The organism is Actinosynnema sp. NPDC004786, assembly GCF_053601135.1.
In genome coordinates, this window is sequence record NZ_JBSGBG010000012.1 from 173,281 (window position 1) to 189,628 (window position 16,348).

The following is a 16,348-nucleotide window of genomic DNA, read 5'->3' on the forward strand; positions in this document are numbered from 1 at the left end:
CACAGTGAAAGCCGATCCCGCCGTGCAGCGCAGGCTCCTCGACCTCGCGCGGGTCGACGCCGAACTGTCGCGCGTCACCCACCGGCGCCGCACGCTGCCGGAGATCGCCGAGATCGCCGAGGCGGAGAAGCAGGTGCGCGCCAAGCAGGACGCGCTGACCACGGTCGAGACGACCCTGGGCGACCTCGACCGCGAGGTCCGGCGCCAGGAGACCGAGATCGACCAGGTGCGGGCCCGCGAGGAGCGCGACCGCGCGCTGCTCCAGGGCGGCGCGGTCGGCGCGAAGCAGCTCACCGACCTGGAGCACGAGCTGGCCACCCTCGGCCGCCGCCGCGGCGCGCTGGAGGACGACCTGCTGGAGCTGATGGAACGCCGCGAGGCCGTCGAAGCCGACCTCCAGCACGCCCGCGTCGAGCTGGACAAGGCGCAGGAGTCGCTCGCCGACGCCGCCCGCCGCCGGGACGCCGCGCTCGCCGACCTGGAGTCCACCGAGGCCAAGCGCACCGCCGACCGGGAGGGCCTGACCGGCCAGTTCCCCCAGCCGCTGCTCGCCCTCTACGACCGCGTGCGGGCGCACAAGGGCATCGGCGCGGCGCTGTTGCAGTCACGGCGCTGCGGCGCGTGCCGGATCGAGCTGGACCGCAGCGCGATCGCGCACGTCAAGGAGTCGGCGGCCGACGAGGTCGTGCAGTGCGAGGAGTGCGGCGCGATCATGGTGCGGACCGGGGAATCGGGTCTGTGAAGGTCGTCGTCGAGGCGGACGGCGGGTCGCGCGGCAACCCCGGGCCCGCCGGCTACGGCGCGGTCGTGCTGGACGAAGCGGGCGCGGTGCTGGCCGAGCGGTCCGCCGGGATCGGCGTCGCCACCAACAACGTCGCCGAGTACCAGGGGCTGATCGCCGGGCTGGAGGCGGCGGCCGAGCTGGGCGCGTCCGCCGTGGACGTGCGCATGGACTCCAAGCTCGTGGTCGAGCAGATGTCCGGGCGCTGGCAGGTCAAGCACCCCGCCATGCAGCCGCTGGCCGCCCGCGCCCGCGAGGTGGCGCGGTCGTTCGACCGGGTGGGCTACACGTGGATCCCGCGCGAGCGCAACCGGCGCGCCGACCGGCTGGCCAACCTGGCGATGGACGAGCAGGCGGGCGTCGGCCGGCCGGAGAAGTCCGGGCCCGCCCGGCCCGAGCCGCAGCAGCCCGACGCGGCGATCAGCTCACCCGCGTCGTGGACCGGCGCGGTCGGCGAGCCGACCCGGCTGTACCTGCTGCGGCACGGCCAGACCGAGCTGTCGGCAGCCCGCCGCTACTCCGGGCGCGGCAACCCGCCGCTGACCGACGTCGGCCGCGCGCAGGCCGACGCCGCGGCCCGCCGGCTCGCCAAGGTCGAGGGCCTGGCCGCGGTCGTGTCGTCGCCGCTGGGGCGGGCGCGGGAGACCGCGCGGGCGGTCGCGGCGGCCACCGGCGCGGAGCTGTCCTGGGACGACGACCTGATCGAGACCGACTTCGGCGCGTGGGAAGGGCTCACGTTCGCCGAGGCGGCCGAGCGCGACCCCGACGTGCACCGGCGGTGGCTGGGCGACCCGTCCGTGCCCACGCCCGGCGGCGAGAGCTTCGACCAGGTGCACCACCGGGTCCGCCGGGCCCGCAACGCCCTCGTGTCCCGCTTCGGCGGCGCGAACGTCGTCGTGGTCAGCCACGTGACCCCGATCAAGTGCCTGCTGCGGATGGCGCTGGACGTGGGGCCGTCGCTGCTGTTCCGGCTGCACCTGGACCTCGCGTCGCTGTCGGTGGTCGAGTTCTACCCCGACGGCCTCGCGTCCGTGCGGCTGGTCAACGACACCTCGCACCTGGTCTAACCGGCCGGCCGCAACCGGGGCCGCTCGCGGCGGAACCGGGCGTCCTGCACGGCCATCGCGAACCGGTCCACCGCCGCGCGAATCGCGTCGGCGGCTTTCGGCGCGATCACGCCGTTCTCGATGTCGTGGTCGAGCACGAATTCGCCGCGCAGCACGGAATCCGCGCCTTTGCCCGCGAGCAACGGGTTCAGCGCGTAGTCCATCGCGACCAGGAACCCCTGGCTCCCGCCGGTCGCCAAAGGCAGGATCACCCGACCGCGCAACGCCCTCTTCGGCAACATGTCGACGAGCGCCTTCACCAGCCCGCTGTACGCCGCGCGGTACACCGGGCTGGCGACCACGATGCCGTCCGCGCGCAGCACCGAGGCGACCGCGTCCCCGATGTCCGGGTCGCGCAGGTCCTCGGTGAGCAGCGGCAACGTGGGCAGTTGGCGCACGTGGAGGGTCCGCACCCCGTACCCGGCCTCGCGCAGCAGGGCCTCGACGTGGGACACGACGACGCCGGTGCGCGACGTCGGCGACGGACCGCCGGAAATCATCAGAATGGACGACATGGCTCGCTGACCCCTTTCGGGAAAAGGCTCTGGGTGCGACATAAAATCGGTCAGCGACAACAGATCGCGGCGGCGGTCCGACCGAAGTCGACGTGCCGGCGGCGGGTGAGCCCCCCGATTCCTGGCATGGTTTCGAGTAGAGCAGCAAGCCCACATCGCGACAAGGTTCCGCGGCCCGGGTTCCACCTCCTGGGAACCCGCCGGTATCCTGGTGGGGCGGATGAGTCGGCAGGGCGGCCGCGTCGACGGGTCCCCGGATCCGTCGCCGAGGAAAGTCCGGACTCCACAGGGCAGGGTGGTTGCCAACGGCAACCAGGGGCGACCCTCGGGACAGTGCCACAGAGAACAGACCGCCCCGGCGCGAGCCGGGGTAAGGGTGAAACGGTGGTGTAAGAGACCACCAGCGTCCCCGGTGACGGGGACGGCTCGGTAAACCCCACCCGGAGCAAGGCCAAGAGGGTGCCCCAGGGCACCTGCGCAGGCGATCGAGGGCGGCCCGTCCGATGCCTGCGGGTAGGCCGCAAGAGCCTGTCGGCGACGGCAGGCCGAGATGGATGGCCGCCGAACGGGACCGCCGCGAGGCGCCCGGGAACAGAATCCGGCTTACATGCCGGCTCATCCGCCCCTCTCCGCCCTTCGGGCGCTCCGGCCGCCGTCCGGGCGCACCCGTCCGCGCGCTCCCCGCTTGCGAGGCGCACTCGCCCGCCTATACATCCCTTGCGCGCCAACGGTGTTACACAAGTGAGGCCGTTCGAGTGGTTGTCGGTATCAACCCCGTCCGGCCCGGATCCTCCTCGCAGACCGCGGGCCCTGCCCCGCGGTGCCACGAGGGAGGGAACCGATGTCCACCACCAAGCGGCGAGCCGGCGCCTGGCTCGCCCTGACCGGCCTGATGGGTGCGACGGCGATCACCGGGGCCGCCGCCACCGCCGCGGCCGCACCGGCGGAGCTGCCGGTGTACGAAGTCCGGTCCGCCGGGCTCACCCCGGACCAGGCCGCCGCGTTGCAGCGCGCGTTCGGCCTCAAGGACGTGCGCCTGGCCGAGGACGGCTCGGTGTCGTTCGCCGACGAGTCCACCTACCTGCGCGTGCCCGGCCTGGACCAGGGCGCGGGCAAGCCCGACGAGGACGGGATCGGGACCACGGCGACGGCGCTCGACCTGGACGGGCTCAAGCGCCTGCGCGCCGTGCCCGTCGAGGACGCCACCAGGAAGACGCTCGAAGCGCTGCGCGGCGTCGGGCTGCTGCCCGCGAACGCCACGCCCACCGCCGGGCAGACGACGTTCGAGGTCGTCGACGCCAACCAGAAGGCCGTGGTGACCGCGCCGCTGGACACCGCCGTGTCGTTCGCGTTCGCGCTCGACGGCGTGCCGCTGGAGGGGCCGGGGGCGAAGCTGCGGGTCGCGTTCGACGGCCAGGGCGCGGTCGCGGGCCTGACCTACGCCACCCGTGAGGTGGTGAAGACCGGCAGCGTGCCCGTGGTCGGCCTCGACGAGGGCCTGAAGCGGTGCGCCGACCTGTTCGGCACGAGCGTGCGGCCGACCGGCGCGTCCTACGTGTACGAGGCCCCGCCGCTGGCCGAGAAGGTCGCGAAGCTGGAGCCGGGCCTGCGGTGCGACGGGGTGAACTCCGACGGCGCGGCCGTGCAGTCGGTGATCGTCGGCGCGGCCGTGGACGCCCGCCTGCCCGAGCCGGGCCCGGCCGACCCGCCGCGCCAGGAGAGCGCGTTCACCCCGCAGTGGACCACCCGGGTCGACGTCGGCAGCGAGGGCACCGGTCCGTGCTCGGGGCTGCCGTGGACGGCGAACAACCTGGCGTCGTTCAACAACCGGTTCACCGCCGCGGGCGTGCCGGTGCAGTTCAGCTGGCTCAACGCCAACGCGTGGGAGCGAGACTTCAAGGACCCGGCGTTCCCCGGCGGGCAGGACCACCTGTACGCCGACGACGTGGACATGACGTACTGGCAGGGGCACGGCTCGCCGACCGGCTTCTCGTTCGCCGGGTGCAGCAGCAACACCGACACGTTCCTGTCCAACAACGACGCGCGGTGGGGCAACCGGGACGTCGAGTGGATGAGCCTGTTCACCTGCTCGATCCTGCAGGGCACCTCGGGCGGGCAGAGCTGGGCGGCGCGGTGGGGCAAGGCGTTCCGCGGGCTGCACCAGATCAACAGCTTCGACACCGTCTCGTACCACAGCGCCGTGCACGGCGGGAAGTTCGCGAACTACCTGCTGCGGACGCCGTTCCTGTGGTGGAACAAGCCGATGAAGGTGCGGGACGCGTGGGCGCAGGCGTCGATCGACACGCAGCCGGCGTCCGTGCGGTGGGCGACCATGGGGCCGATCGGCCTCGGCGGCCTGGCCAACTTCAACGACTACTTCTGGAACAAGGGGCCGGTCGGCCCGGACACGTTGCCCACGTTCGGCTACTGGCGGATCTCGGGCCTGAGCTGACCCGGGGCACGTGACGCGAAGGGGTCCCTCCCGCACCTGGGGGTCGGAAGGGGCCCCTTCCGCGCGTGTCGAACCTCCAGGGCCCGTGTGTCGAACGCCCGGGTACCCCGAGTTCGACGTCCAGGACGGCCCGACGCGGTCCCGAGCGTTGAACTCACGGGTCCCGAGCGTTCGACTCACGCGTTCCGAACGTAGGACACGCGCGTTCTGAAGGTAGGACACGCGCGTTCTGGAGGTAGGACACGCGGGTTTTGGGGGTAGGACACGCGGGTGGGGTCAGGTGCGGCGGGCGGGGCGGCCCGGGGGCATGCGGAAGACCGGGCGGAACGCCTCGCCGCCGTTGTAGCGGCGTTCCAGCTCGGCCACGTAGGCGGCGACGGCCGGGTTCACGATGTCGGCCAGGCTGCGCACGCCCGCCTCCGCCTCGTACGCCGCCAGGTAGGTCGCCGCCGCCCGCGCCCGCTCCAGCACGTCCTGGTCGAAGTTGACCGTCCGCTGCACCCGCCGCCCGGTTTGCCGGTCCTGACCGGTAACCTGATCACCGCCCGAGACGGCCACCGAGACGGTGATCTCGTTCACTCCGGTGGCTGGTTCGGGCACGGCCTCGGGCGGCTGGGTCATCGGCGAGCCTCCTCGGCGTCGTCACTCCGGCATGCGGACCGTTCGGGTGCCCGTCGCTCGGCCGGTCGGGGGATTCCGCGTGACCGGCGGGGAGAGGGCTGGAGGTCGTGCACACTGTGCGTGACCAGGGGGTTCGCAGTCGAGTGAACTATCTCAGCAATCGGGAGAAACCGGGGACGTCGGTTCTCCACCGGCTCGCCCCGAACCATGATGTCTGTGGTCAGATTAGACGTATTCGAGTGCCAGGGGAACGGTTATTGATCTACCCACCGCTAGTCGCCCGATACACCTCGTGACGAAGACGTGTTCTACTCGATAGCGCACCAACCGGACGGGCACCCCTCGGCCCGCCCGGCGAAGTCCTGCGTACTCAGGAGTACGAGATGACCGCCATGACCCTGGTAACACTCGCCCAGCAGCAGCCCGCCCTGGGCACAGGCGGGGTGCGCCAGTGGATCCTCGACAACCTGGTTCCCCTCCTCTTGCTGACGGTCGCCGTGCTGCTGCTCTGGCTCGGCGGCGGCAAGGGCGACAACGCCGGGGTCATGCGCCGCCTCGGCGGCGTCATCATCGCGTTGGCGATCATCGGACTGGCCGTGACCACGAACGCGGGCGCGAACATCGGCCAGTGGATCGCCGGCCTGTTCACCGGCGGGTGACCCTTGCGGGTACGCACTGACGACGAGGTCTACCGGGTCGACGCCGTCTGGCTCGGCCCGCCCAAAGCGACCTTCCCGTGGCGCGCGCGTTACGTCGCGTGGGGCGTCGGCATCGTGGTCTTCTTGCTGGTCACGGCTGTCCAGCGCCAGGTCGGCTTCGGTTTCGACTTCATCAACACCGGCTGGGGCTTCGTGATCACGATCGCGCTGACCCGGTTCATCTGCTCGCGGATCAGCCACGAGCGCCCGCTGTCGTCGGTCCTGGCGATGTGGGTGCGCGAGCTGACCGCGCCGCGCGAGACGACGTCCGGCCGGGGCGGCGCGGCCAGTGCCGCGCGCATCCGCGTCAACCCGCAGCGCCCCCGCAAACGTCACAAGAAGGGGGCGAAACGCGCGACCGCCCCCACCCGATCCCAGCACCGCAGGCAGCAAGACCGCCGTCAGAAGGAGGTGCGCGGTGTTCGGACGCCGGCGTGACCGTGACCGACGATCCGCCGCACACGTGGCCCAGCACGCGGCCGCCGCGCGCGACGACCGCAAGGTCTACAGCAAGCGGGGCCGCCGGTTGCCGGGCGAGCAGGCGGTGCCGAGCTACACGCCGTCGATCGCGGCCCGCAGCATCGACGGCCACCTGCTGCGCACCGGCCAGGAGGTCTACGCCTGGTACCGGCTCGCGCCGCAGCGCTGGTCGTTCCGGTCCGACTCGCAGCGCCAGGACCTGATCGCCGCGATCGCGGGCCAGTACGCCGAGCTGCAGGGCCGCTGGATGCACCTGCGCGTGACGACCCGGCCGTACCCGATCCGGATGTGGGCCGAGGCGCACGTGCACAACGCCGTGCGCCGGCTCCCGGACACCCCCGGCACGCTGAGCTTCGACGACTACATGGTCGGCGAGCAGCAGCAGCTCATGGGCCGGTCCATGGCGGAGAAAGAGGTCTACCTGGGCGTCCAGGTGCAGACCCGCAACATGATGGACCGCGCGGTCGAGCGCGCCGCCCCCGTGCTGCGCAAGGTGTTCCCGGACGCGGTGGACGCCGAGCTGGTCGCCATCGAGTCCGAGATCGACCACCTCGACCAGGTGATCGGCTCCGCGGGCCTGGAGGGCCGCCCGGCCACGGCCGAGGAGATGTCCTGGCTGATGCACCGGTCGTGCTCGCTGGGCCTGCCCGCGCCGCGGAACCTGCCCGCGGTGCCGGGCGCGCCGTGGGAGCCGGAGGACCTGGCGTCGTTCACCGACGCGGCGGACTTCCACCAGGAGCCGTACTCGCCGACGGTCACCGTGCGCGGCCGCACGGGGTCGAACGCGGGCATCAAGCGGCACGTCGCGGTGCTGACCGTGGGCCTGATGCACGGCCTGCAGATCCCCGAGCAGGACGACCCGTGGGTGCAGCGGTCGGACCGGCTGCCCGCCGCGGTCGAGTGGTCGGCGCGGATCTACGTGCGGCGTCCCGAAGAGGTGTCCGGCGAGCTGCAGCGGCAGATGAGCAAGGTCCGCTCGCAGGTGCGCCACTACACCGACGAGCACGAGCTGGAGCCGCCGCAGTCGCTGGCCCGCCAGGCGTCGCGGGTGCTGGAGATCGACGACGAGATGACCTCGGGCTTCACCGCCCTGGGCACGCGGGTGCGGAGCTGGTGGCGGCTCGCGGTGTCCGGGCCGACGGAGCGCGAGGCGCTGCGGCTGGCCCAGGGCCTGCTCGACCTCTACAAGCCGAAGGTGGCGATCGAGCACCCCGAGGCGCAGTACGCGATCGCCCGCGAGTTCATCCCCGGCGAGCCGCTGTCGTCCTCGGCCTACCTGCGCCGCGGGTCGGTGCTGTGGGCGGCCTCGGCCGTGCCGACGGCGACCGCCGAGGTGGGCGACCGGCGCGGGATCCTGCTCGGCGAGACCGTGACCGCGACCCGCCGCCCGGTGGCGTGGGACCCGTGGATGGCGCAGGAGCTGCGCGACTCGTCCGGCCTGACCGCGATGGTCGCGGGCCTGGGCGCGGGCAAGTCGTTCCTCGGCGGCGGCATCGTCTACAAGACGTTGCGGTCCGGCGCGCACTGGACGCTGCTCGACCCGTCCGGCCCGCTGGCCGCGTTGTGCGACCTGCCGGAGCTGAAGCCGTACGCCCGGCCGATCAACCTGCTCAACGCGCAGGCGGGCATCCTCAACCCGTACCGGGTGGTGGCCGAGCCGCAGCTCGACCACTTCATGGACGAGGACGACCCGGAACGGGCCTGGCGGCGGGAGCGCGCGCTGGCCGCGGCCACCCGGCGCCGGCTCGTGCTGGACGTGCTGACCGGACTGCTGCCGTTCGAGGTGGCCCGGCTGCCGCAGACCCGGATCGTGCTGCTGCGCGCGGTCCGCACGGTCGGCGGCCGGCCCGACGCGCACCCCGGCATGGTGTTCGAGGCGCTGCGGCGGGACGCGAGCGAGCACCACGAGCACGCGGTCGTCGTCGCGGACTTCCTGGACGAGATGCGGGAGCGCATGTCGCTGCTCATCCCGGAGCAGGACCTGGACCCGTACAACGAGGCGCGGGACGACCGGTTGACCGTGCTGACCATGGCGGGGCTGAACCTGCCGAAGGACGGCGTGGGCCGCGAGCACTGGACGGACGCCGAGGCGCTGGGCGTGGAGATGCTGAACCTCGCCGCGTGGCTGACCCAGCGGTCGATCTACGAGCGGCCGAAGGACCTGCGCAAGGGCGTCTGGATCGACGAGGCGTTCTTCCTGTCCGAGGTGCCCACGGGTCGCGTGCTGATGAACCGGTTCGCCCGCGACTCCCGCAAGTGGAACGTCCGCGTGCTGCTGTCGTCGCAGATCCCGGCGGACTTCCTGAAGATCCAGGGCTTCGTCGCGCTGCTCGACTCGGTGTTCGTCGGCCGGTTGGACGACGACCAGGCCCAGGCGGACGCGTTGCGGCTGCTGAAGGTGCCGGTCGGCGCGGGCTACGAGCAGGTCGTGGCGTCGCTGGGTCGTCGTCCCGGCGGCGTGCGCAACAACGTCGAACGCGACCGCGCGCCGCGCCAGTTCATCTTCGCCGACGGCGCGGGCGGCGTGGAGCGGATCCGGATCGACTTCTCCGGGCCGCACCTGGAGCACCTGCGCAACGCGCTCGACACGACGCCGGACGCCCTGCGCGAGGGCGGGGAGGCGGAGGTCGAGGTCTCGTCGCCGCCGCAGGACCCGTTCGCCTACGCCGAGCAGTACACCGACGACTACGACGACGAGTTGGCCGCCGACCTGGAGGTCGGCCTGACCGACGACCTGGTCGACCTGGCGCACGCCGAGGGAGGAAACCGCCGACCGGGGCGGGAAGGCAGCGCATGAGCGGCCGCACGAGCGCGGGTGCCCCCGGGGAGCCCGCATGAGCACCCTCGTCCTGGTGGCGCTGATCGCCGTCGCGCTCTACGCGCGGCGGCGGTTCAGACGCGCCCAAGAGCACGCCGCGGCGCACGGTCGTCCGGGCCGCGCGCGGTGGCGCGCGATGGCCGTCGTGGTGGCGCTCGTCGGCCTCCAGGTCGTCATCGGCGCCACGCCCGCCCAGGCCGCGCCGTGCGGCGAGGCCCCGAACCCGGAGCGGCCCGGCTCGGGCATGGTCGGCGCGATCGACCCGCCCATCGGCAACGGCCTGCCCGACACGCCGTACCTGACCCACGGCTACGCGGGCATGGTGTGGCACACCTACCAGGAGAAGTGCCTGGTGCCCAACGCCACCCCGGTGCTGGACACCTGGATGGGCAACGAGCTGTTCAACGTCGCCAAGAACATCGTCGGCGCGACGAACGCCCTGCACTACACGGTCGTCGGCCAGGGTCTGCTCAAGCCGCTGGACGACGCGGTCAAGGAAGGCGTCCAGCGCGTCTACGACAACGTCTACCTGCGCTGGTTCGGCCTGGTCGCGCTGATCCTCGCGGTGCTGATGTTCCGCCAGATCTGGCAGGGCGACCTGGCGTCGATCAGCAAACGGGGGCTGTGGGCGCTGGCCGCGATGTGGCTGGCCACCTCGACGCTCGCGCTGCCCCAGTTCTACGACCTGATGGACAACACCCTGGTCACCAAGACCTCGGAGATCCAGGCCGGGTTCATCGACGTGGACGAGGGCAAGGACCAGCTCGACGTGCTGCCGTCCCGGCTGCACGACTCCGTGGTCTACCAGAGCTGGCTGCGCGGCGAGTTCGGCGCGCCGGAGGCCCCGCAGGCGACGGAGTTCGGGCCGCGGCTGCTGGCCGCGCAGGCGTGGACGGTGCAGGAGCTCGCCGAGCACAAGGACGGCGACCAGGCCGCGCTGGACGCCAAGAAGGCCGAGTACAAGAACATCTACGCGCAGCTCGGCCCGACGAAGGGCTACTTCAGCGGCGACGACGGCGGCCGCACCGGCGCGGGTTTCCTGTCGCTGCTGCAGGCCATCGCGTTCTCGCTGTTCCAGCTTTTCGCCAAGGCCGCCGTGCTGCTGGCCCAGCTGCTGCTGCGGGTGCTCACGCTGACCGGCCCGCTGATCGGCCTGGTCGCGCTGATCCACCACGACCTGCTGCGCAAGGTCGCCCGCGCGGCCGGCGCGACGGTGTTCAACGTGCTGCTGCTCGCCGTGCTGGCGGGCGCGCACGCGTGGCTGCTCCAGGCGATCTTCAGCGCGACGGGGTTGTCCCTGCTGGCCCGGACGCTGCTCGGGCTGATGCTGACGGTGATCGCGTTCATGGTCGCCAAGCCGGTGCGCCGGATGTGGCAGATGGTCGAGATGTCGGTGGGCACGGTCGGCAACGCGCTGCCGATGCGCGGCGGCATCCTGTCCCGGTTCCGCAAGCGCAAGGAAGGCCCGTCGCCGCAGGAGGAGTTCTGGGACACCGTGCGCGACACGGACCCGGACGGCGTCGAGGTGCCGCAGCGCGACCGGCGGCGGGTGCGGCCCGAGGCGGCCAACCCGGTCGCGGCGACCGCGCAGCGGTTGGACCGGGCCGGGAACAGCGTCGGCGAGCTGGGCGGCGGGAACGGCGCGGCGCTGCCCGCCGCCGGGTACCGGCCGCCGGCGGCGCTGCCGTCCGGGCGGTCGCGGGTGGTCGACGCGCCGCCGATCGCGGACCGCAACTACGACCGGGTGGACGACGCGGTGCTGGTGCCGTCACGCGTCAACGGGGTCGGCCGGATCCCGGAGGCGCCGACCGGTGTGCCGGGGCCGCGCCGGGCGGAGACCGAGGTCGTGGCGGGGCGGCAGGTCCACGTGATCTACCGGCCGTCACGCGGGCTTGAGGTCAGGGACAGCTGATGCCGATCCGAACCAATCGCGGCCGCGCGGCCGTGTACCGACGCCTGTGGGGCTGGCCGTTGCGCTCGCCCCGGCACCTGGTGGCCACGATCGTGGGCGTGATCGCGCTGATCGCCACGATCAGCGTGGTCGTGCCGAACGCGATCGGCCCGAAGACGGGCGGTGGCGCGGCGGGCGCCTCGACGGTCGTCACGACCGGCGGCAGCGGCGGCAACCAGGTCGGTGTGCTGCCCACCGCCACGTCCGCCCCGCTGCCGACGAAGGCGCCCAGCCCCACCCCCGCGCCGAGTTCCGCGCCGACGTCCGCGGGCGCGCAGGCCGCCGCCGACGGGTGGGTGGACGCGTTCAGCTCGTTCCGGCCGGGCAAGACGACCAAGGAGCAGTGGCTGGCCGGGCTCGAGCCGTTCACGTCGAAGGAGCTGTTCCCCCGGTTGGCCTCGATCGAGCCCGCGAACGTCCCGGTGGTGATCGACGAGGCGGTCAGGCCGATCAAGTCGTTCACCGATTCGGCGGAGTTCGAGGCGAAGCTGGAGGACGGCAAGCTCGTCGTGACCGTGGCGAAGCTCCCCGAGGGTTGGCGCGTGCACGAGTTCGACAAGGTGGGGTGACATGCTCAAGATCGGGCTCGTGGTCGCCGCCGTGGTGGCCGTGGTCGCCGTGACGGTGACCAACGGCGTGTCCACCGTCATCAACGAGAACACGCCGTCGGAGGAAGCCGTCGGCATCCGCATGGCGAGCTGCAACGCCTCGATCGGGCCGTGGGGCGGCGCCGGCGAGGAGCGCGGCCGGGCCGACGCCGACCGCCTGACCGAGGAGCAGCGCACCACCGTCGCGAACATCATCTCGATCGGCCGCAAGCGCGAGCTGCCGCCGCTGGCGTGGCAGATCGCGATCCAGGCGGGCATGACCGAGTCCGGCCTGCGCAGCCTGAACTACGGCGACCGCGACTCGCTGGGCATCTTCCAGATGCGGCCGTCGATGGGGTGGGGCACGCCCGAGCAGGTCACCGACCCCGAGTACGCGATCAACAAGTTCTACGACGTGCTGCTCAAGCTGCCGAACTGGGAGGAGCAGCGGCCCGGCGACTCGGCGCAGGACGTGGAGCGGTCGGCGTTCCCCGACCGGTACCACAAGTGGGAGGCCATGGCCGCGTTCCTGATCGGGCAGGAGGGCGACGTCACCGACCCGGCCGGCTGCGGCGAGAGCCTCGGCGACTACCTGCTCGCGTCGAACGCGGCGGCCACCGCGATCGAGTTCACCAAGCAGCAGCTCGGCGAGCCGTACCTGTGGGGCGGCAACGGGCCGGACGCCTGGGACTGCTCCGGCATCCTGGTCAAGGCGTTCGCGGCCGCCGGGGTCAAGATCCCGCGCGTCGCGAACGACCAGTACATGTCCGGCGGCGCGTACCTGCCGGTGCGCGAGGCCAAGGCCGGTGACCTGATCTTCTGGGCCACCAACCCGGCCAACCCGGTCACCGTCCACCACGTGGCGATGTACCTGGGCAACGACGAGTACATCCACGCGCCGCAGACCGGCGACGTGGTGAAGATCAGCAAGATCAACTGGGACTACCACGAGTTGATGCCGCTGGCCGTCCGGCCGGGCGTGTAGGGAGGCACGACGGTGTTCAACCACGACCCCATCCAGCGGCACGCCGGGCCGCCCGCGTCGAGCACGCCGACGCGCGACTACCTCAACACCCGGCCGCCCGGCACCGACCAGTCGTACGCGGTGCTGCCGCGATCGCTGGTCGAGGCCATGCCGCTGCCGTGGCAGCAGCAGATGGCGCACCTGCTGGCCGACTTCCACCGCACGTACGCCCACCTCAACTGGCCGGTGTACCGGGTCGTGCCGTCCCGGGTGGAACGGCTGGTCGACCTGGACGAGGACCAGTTGGCCGAGGTCGGCGCGATCGTGGAGATCGACTCGGACGGCGAGCTGGTCTACCGGGACCGCAACGGCGCGCTGATCGACGACCCCGAGCACCGGACGGTGCTGGTGTCGGTGCTCGACCCCATCCCGGGCGAGTTCGCCAACGCCAACCAGAACACCCCGCCGCGCGGGTTCCCCCAGCCGCCGCCGGTGGTGCCGCAGCCGTCGTACCCGCAGTCGGGTCCGCTGCCCGTGCAGGGGCCGCCCGCGCCGCCGCCCCAGTGGTGAACATGACATGCGCGGTCGCGCATGGAAACCTGGGGGCATGGCTTCTGACCCGAACGCTTGGTACTACTGCCTGACCCACCGGACGGTCGAGCGCGGCGTGGGCTGCCGGGGCGGGGACCGCATGGGCCCCTACCCGGACGAGGCCACCGCGCAGCGCGCGCTGGAGCTGGCGCGGGAGCGCACGAAGGCGGAGGACAAGGCCGATAAGGAGTGGGGCAAGCGCTGAGGCCGGCTTAGGGTGCACCCCATGGTGATCCGCACCGGTCGAGCCGACCTCGACTTCGGCGGCATCCGGACCGAGTTCGGCCTGCCGGAGGAGTTCCCCGCCGACGCGCTGGCCGAGGCGCAGGCGGCGGTGGCGCGCGACCTCGGCCGGGACGACCGCGAGGACGCCACCGGGCTGCCGCTGGTCACCATCGACCCGCCGGGCGCGAAGGACCTGGACCAGGCGCTGCTCGTGGAACGGGCCGGGTCCGGGTTCCGGGTGCACTACGCGATCGCCGACCTGGGCGCGTTCGTCGTCCCCGGCGGCGCGCTGGACACCGAGGTGCGCAGGCGCGGCCAGACGCTGTACCTGCCCGACGGCAACGTGCCGCTGCACCCGCCGGTGCTGTCGGAGGGCGCGGCGAGCCTGCTGCTGGGGCAGACCCGGCCCGCGGTGCTGTGGACGTTCGACTGCGGGCCGGACGGCGAGCCGACCGCGGTGCGGGTGCGGCGGGCGCTGGTGCGCTCGACCGAGCGGTTCGACTACGAGGGCGTGCAGGCGCGGTTCGACGCGGGCACGCCCCACCCGTCGATCGAGGCGCTGCCCGACTTCGGCCGGCTGCGGCGGGAACGGGCGGTCGAGCGGGGCGCGGTCGAGCTGCAGCTGCCGGAGCAGGAGATCGTGCCCAACGGGGACGGCGACTGGAAGCTCGCGGTCCGGCCGCGCGCCGACGTGGACGCCTGGAACGCGGAGATCTCCCTGCTCACCGGCATGTCGGCGGCGAAGGTCATGCTGGAGGCGAAGGTCGGCGTGCTGCGCACCCTGCCGGACGCCGACGACGGCGCGGTGGACGCGCTGCGGCGGTCCGCGCACGCGCTGGGCGTGCCGTGGCCGGACGGCGTGACCCCGTCGCGGCTGCTCGCGGGCCTGGACCCGAGCCGGCCGGAGTCGCTGGCGCTGTTCGTGGACGCGACCCGGCTGCTGCGCGGCGCGGGGTACACGGCGTTCCACGGCGAGGTGCCCGCCGTCTCCACCCACGCGGGCCTGGGCGCGCCGTACGCGCACGTGACCGCGCCGCTGCGCCGGCTGGTGGACCGCTTCGCCACCGAGGTGTGCCTGGCCGTGACCGCCGGCCAGGACGTGCCCGCGTGGCTGCTGGAGGCGTTGCCGCAGCTGCCGGGGCTGATGGGCGGTTCCGACGCGTTGGCCGCCAAGGTCGACCGGGCGTGCCTGGACCAGGTCGAGGCGTGGGTGCTGGCCGACCGCGTGGGCCAGGAGTTCGACGCCATGGTGCTGCGGGCCGACGCCAACGGCGCGGACGTGTTCGTCGCCCAACCGCCGGTGATGGGCCGCTGCACGGGCGAGGACCTGCCCGAGGGCGAACGGGTCGTGGTGCGGCTGGTGGAAGCCGACCCGGAGCGCCGCAAGGTCGTCTTCGAACGCCGCTGACTACCGGTCGAGCCGTCCGGCCTTCACGGCGGCCAGGAACGCGCCGGCGGACCGGTCGCCGATCAGCAGCACGCCGCCGTGGGGGTTCTTCGAGTCGCGCACGGCGCGGACGTCGTTCCCGCAGGCCAGCTCCACGCACGCTCCACCAGACGAGTTCGACCGGCTGCTCTTGCGCCACGTACCGAGCACGTCGCCTCCTCCGCGATCACGGTTGTCCCACAACCGTATCCATCAACGACATCGAAGCGGCAGGCGTCAAAGCGGTGGCGTTCATCTCCGCCATGGCCGCTTCGTACCGGCCGATGCGTTCGGGGTCGTCGATGAACAAGCCGTCGGTGAGCGTTTCGGCGTAGACCACGTTCGGCCGACCGGGCGGTGTGAGGATCGTGAACAGCGGTGCGCCGGTGCCGGCGTGCGCGCCGACGGAGGTCGGGATGACCCGGACCTCGACCACGTCCCGTCGGACCAGGTCCAGCACGTGCCGGAGCTGCTCGACCAGAACTTCGCGGCCGCCGACCGGCGTGCGCAGCACGTGCTCGTCCAGGGTCAAGTGCACCGCCGGCGGCCGTTCGGCGGTCAGCACGGCCTGCCGAGCGAGCCGGGCCTGCACCAGGCGATCGGCGTCGGAACGGCTCAATGAGCTGTTCGTGCCGATGACCGCGCGGGCGTAGCGCTCCGTCTGCACGAGACCGTGGAACAAGGCCGGTTGGTAGACCTGGATCACTGCGGCGGTCTCCTCGGCGGCGAAGAACCGACGCAGCCGGTCGGGCACCGCGCTGCCCCACGGCGTGCGCGGCTTGCGCTGCCGCGCCAGGTCGGCCAGGTGCTCCAGGTCGGCGCGCTCGGACGGGTCGACCCGGTAGGAGTCCAGCAGGTCCCGCAGCTCGGCCGGTCTGATCGACACCTGCCCGCGTTCGATGGTGCGGATCTTGGACACCGAGCAGCCGAGCGCGCGGGCCGCGTCCTCGCGTTCCAGGCCGACCTGTTCGCGGGCCCGGCGCAGCGCCTCGCCCAGTTCCGCCTTGTAGAGGACCGGGCTCGCGTCTCCGATCATGTCCCCGCTTCCTTCGGTGATCAACCGGACCAGTCTGCACCACGGCCGGTGGTCTCCCGAACCCCTCGATCGGGCGACTATTCAAAGCTTGTGGGCA

General features: G+C 72.6%; 16 protein-coding genes and 1 other RNA gene. 13 read left to right on the plus strand and 4 right to left on the minus strand.

Going from position 1 to position 16,348, the window contains the following annotated elements; all coding sequences use genetic code 11:
- Positions 1–4: 4 nt before the first annotated feature.
- Together ACWEFJ_RS13540 and ACWEFJ_RS13545 are read left to right on the plus strand one after the other, a co-directional pair.
- The gene (locus ACWEFJ_RS13540; protein WP_378084524.1) at positions 5–742 is read left to right on the plus strand and encodes a zinc ribbon domain-containing protein; all 738 of its coding nucleotides are present in this window, start codon (positions 5–7) and stop codon (positions 740–742) included.
- Positions 739–1,848: a bifunctional RNase H/acid phosphatase gene (locus ACWEFJ_RS13545; protein WP_378084526.1), complete on the plus strand. Its 1,110-nt coding sequence runs from the start codon at positions 739–741 to the stop codon at positions 1,846–1,848. The genes ACWEFJ_RS13540 and ACWEFJ_RS13545 overlap by 4 nt, the downstream gene beginning before the upstream one ends.
- On the opposite strand, the gene ACWEFJ_RS13550 is transcribed toward ACWEFJ_RS13545, so the two are convergent.
- Positions 1,845–2,402 carry an NAD(P)H-dependent oxidoreductase gene (locus tag ACWEFJ_RS13550; protein WP_378084527.1) on the minus strand — a complete coding sequence of 186 codons (558 nt, stop codon included), beginning with the start codon at positions 2,400–2,402 and terminating at the stop codon, positions 1,845–1,847. The genes ACWEFJ_RS13545 and ACWEFJ_RS13550 overlap by 4 nt on opposite strands.
- Before the next feature lie 221 nt (positions 2,403–2,623).
- Here ACWEFJ_RS13550 and rnpB point away from each other — a divergent pair.
- Together rnpB and ACWEFJ_RS13560 are read left to right on the plus strand one after the other, a co-directional pair.
- Positions 2,624–3,024, plus strand: an RNA gene (rnpB, locus tag ACWEFJ_RS13555) — RNase P RNA component class A.
- Positions 3,025–3,243: 219 nt separating this feature from the next.
- Positions 3,244–4,854, plus strand: a complete 1,611-nt coding sequence (locus tag ACWEFJ_RS13560; protein ID WP_378084529.1) for a DUF6345 domain-containing protein — start codon at positions 3,244–3,246, stop codon at positions 4,852–4,854.
- Between the two features lie 276 nt (positions 4,855–5,130).
- On the opposite strand, the gene ACWEFJ_RS13565 is transcribed toward ACWEFJ_RS13560, so the two are convergent.
- Positions 5,131–5,475, minus strand: a complete 345-nt coding sequence (locus ACWEFJ_RS13565; RefSeq protein ID WP_378084531.1) for a hypothetical protein — start codon at positions 5,473–5,475, stop codon at positions 5,131–5,133.
- 383 nt (positions 5,476–5,858) lie between these two features.
- Here ACWEFJ_RS13565 and ACWEFJ_RS13570 point away from each other — a divergent pair, with 383 nt between their 5' ends.
- The 9 genes from ACWEFJ_RS13570 to ACWEFJ_RS13610 are packed head-to-tail and all read left to right on the plus strand — an operon-like array spanning position 5,859 to position 15,197.
- Entirely contained in the window at positions 5,859–6,134 is a 276-nt protein-coding gene (locus tag ACWEFJ_RS13570) for a hypothetical protein (RefSeq protein ID WP_378084532.1), read from the plus strand.
- Positions 6,135–6,137: 3 nt separating this feature from the next.
- Positions 6,138–6,611 carry a hypothetical protein gene (locus ACWEFJ_RS13575; protein WP_378084534.1) on the plus strand — a complete coding sequence of 158 codons (474 nt, stop codon included), beginning with the start codon at positions 6,138–6,140 and terminating at the stop codon, positions 6,609–6,611.
- A 25-nt stretch (positions 6,612–6,636) separates the two neighbouring features.
- Positions 6,637–9,450: an ATP-binding protein gene (locus tag ACWEFJ_RS13580; protein WP_378084536.1), complete on the plus strand. Its 2,814-nt coding sequence runs from the start codon at positions 6,637–6,639 to the stop codon at positions 9,448–9,450.
- Between the two features lie 37 nt (positions 9,451–9,487).
- A complete protein-coding gene (locus ACWEFJ_RS13585; RefSeq protein ID WP_378084538.1) occupies positions 9,488–11,383 on the plus strand; it encodes a hypothetical protein in 1,896 nt (631 codons plus the stop codon).
- Positions 11,383–11,991 carry a hypothetical protein gene (locus ACWEFJ_RS13590; RefSeq protein ID WP_378084540.1) on the plus strand — a complete coding sequence of 203 codons (609 nt, stop codon included), beginning with the start codon at positions 11,383–11,385 and terminating at the stop codon, positions 11,989–11,991. The genes ACWEFJ_RS13585 and ACWEFJ_RS13590 overlap by 1 nt, the downstream gene beginning before the upstream one ends.
- Before the next feature lies 1 nt (position 11,992).
- Entirely contained in the window at positions 11,993–12,994 is a 1,002-nt protein-coding gene (locus ACWEFJ_RS13595; RefSeq protein WP_378084542.1) for a C40 family peptidase, read from the plus strand.
- Between the two features lie 12 nt (positions 12,995–13,006).
- Positions 13,007–13,543 (plus strand): hypothetical protein, encoded by a 537-nt coding sequence (locus ACWEFJ_RS13600; protein WP_378084544.1) that lies wholly within the window; start codon positions 13,007–13,009, stop codon positions 13,541–13,543.
- Positions 13,544–13,580: 37 nt separating this feature from the next.
- Positions 13,581–13,769: a hypothetical protein gene (locus ACWEFJ_RS13605; protein ID WP_141978995.1), complete on the plus strand. Its 189-nt coding sequence runs from the start codon at positions 13,581–13,583 to the stop codon at positions 13,767–13,769.
- Between the two features lie 21 nt (positions 13,770–13,790).
- Entirely contained in the window at positions 13,791–15,197 is a 1,407-nt protein-coding gene (locus tag ACWEFJ_RS13610; RefSeq protein WP_449713910.1) for an RNB domain-containing ribonuclease, read from the plus strand.
- On the opposite strand, the gene ACWEFJ_RS13615 is transcribed toward ACWEFJ_RS13610, so the two are convergent.
- Both ACWEFJ_RS13615 and ACWEFJ_RS13620 read right to left on the minus strand, forming a co-directional pair.
- Positions 15,198–15,386, minus strand: coding sequence for a DUF397 domain-containing protein (locus tag ACWEFJ_RS13615; protein ID WP_378084548.1), 189 nt, complete (start codon positions 15,384–15,386; stop codon positions 15,198–15,200).
- Between the two features lie 16 nt (positions 15,387–15,402).
- Complete coding sequence (locus ACWEFJ_RS13620) at positions 15,403–16,251, minus strand: helix-turn-helix domain-containing protein (RefSeq protein WP_449713911.1); 849 nt, start codon at positions 16,249–16,251, stop codon at positions 15,403–15,405.
- Positions 16,252–16,348 lie beyond the last annotated feature (97 nt).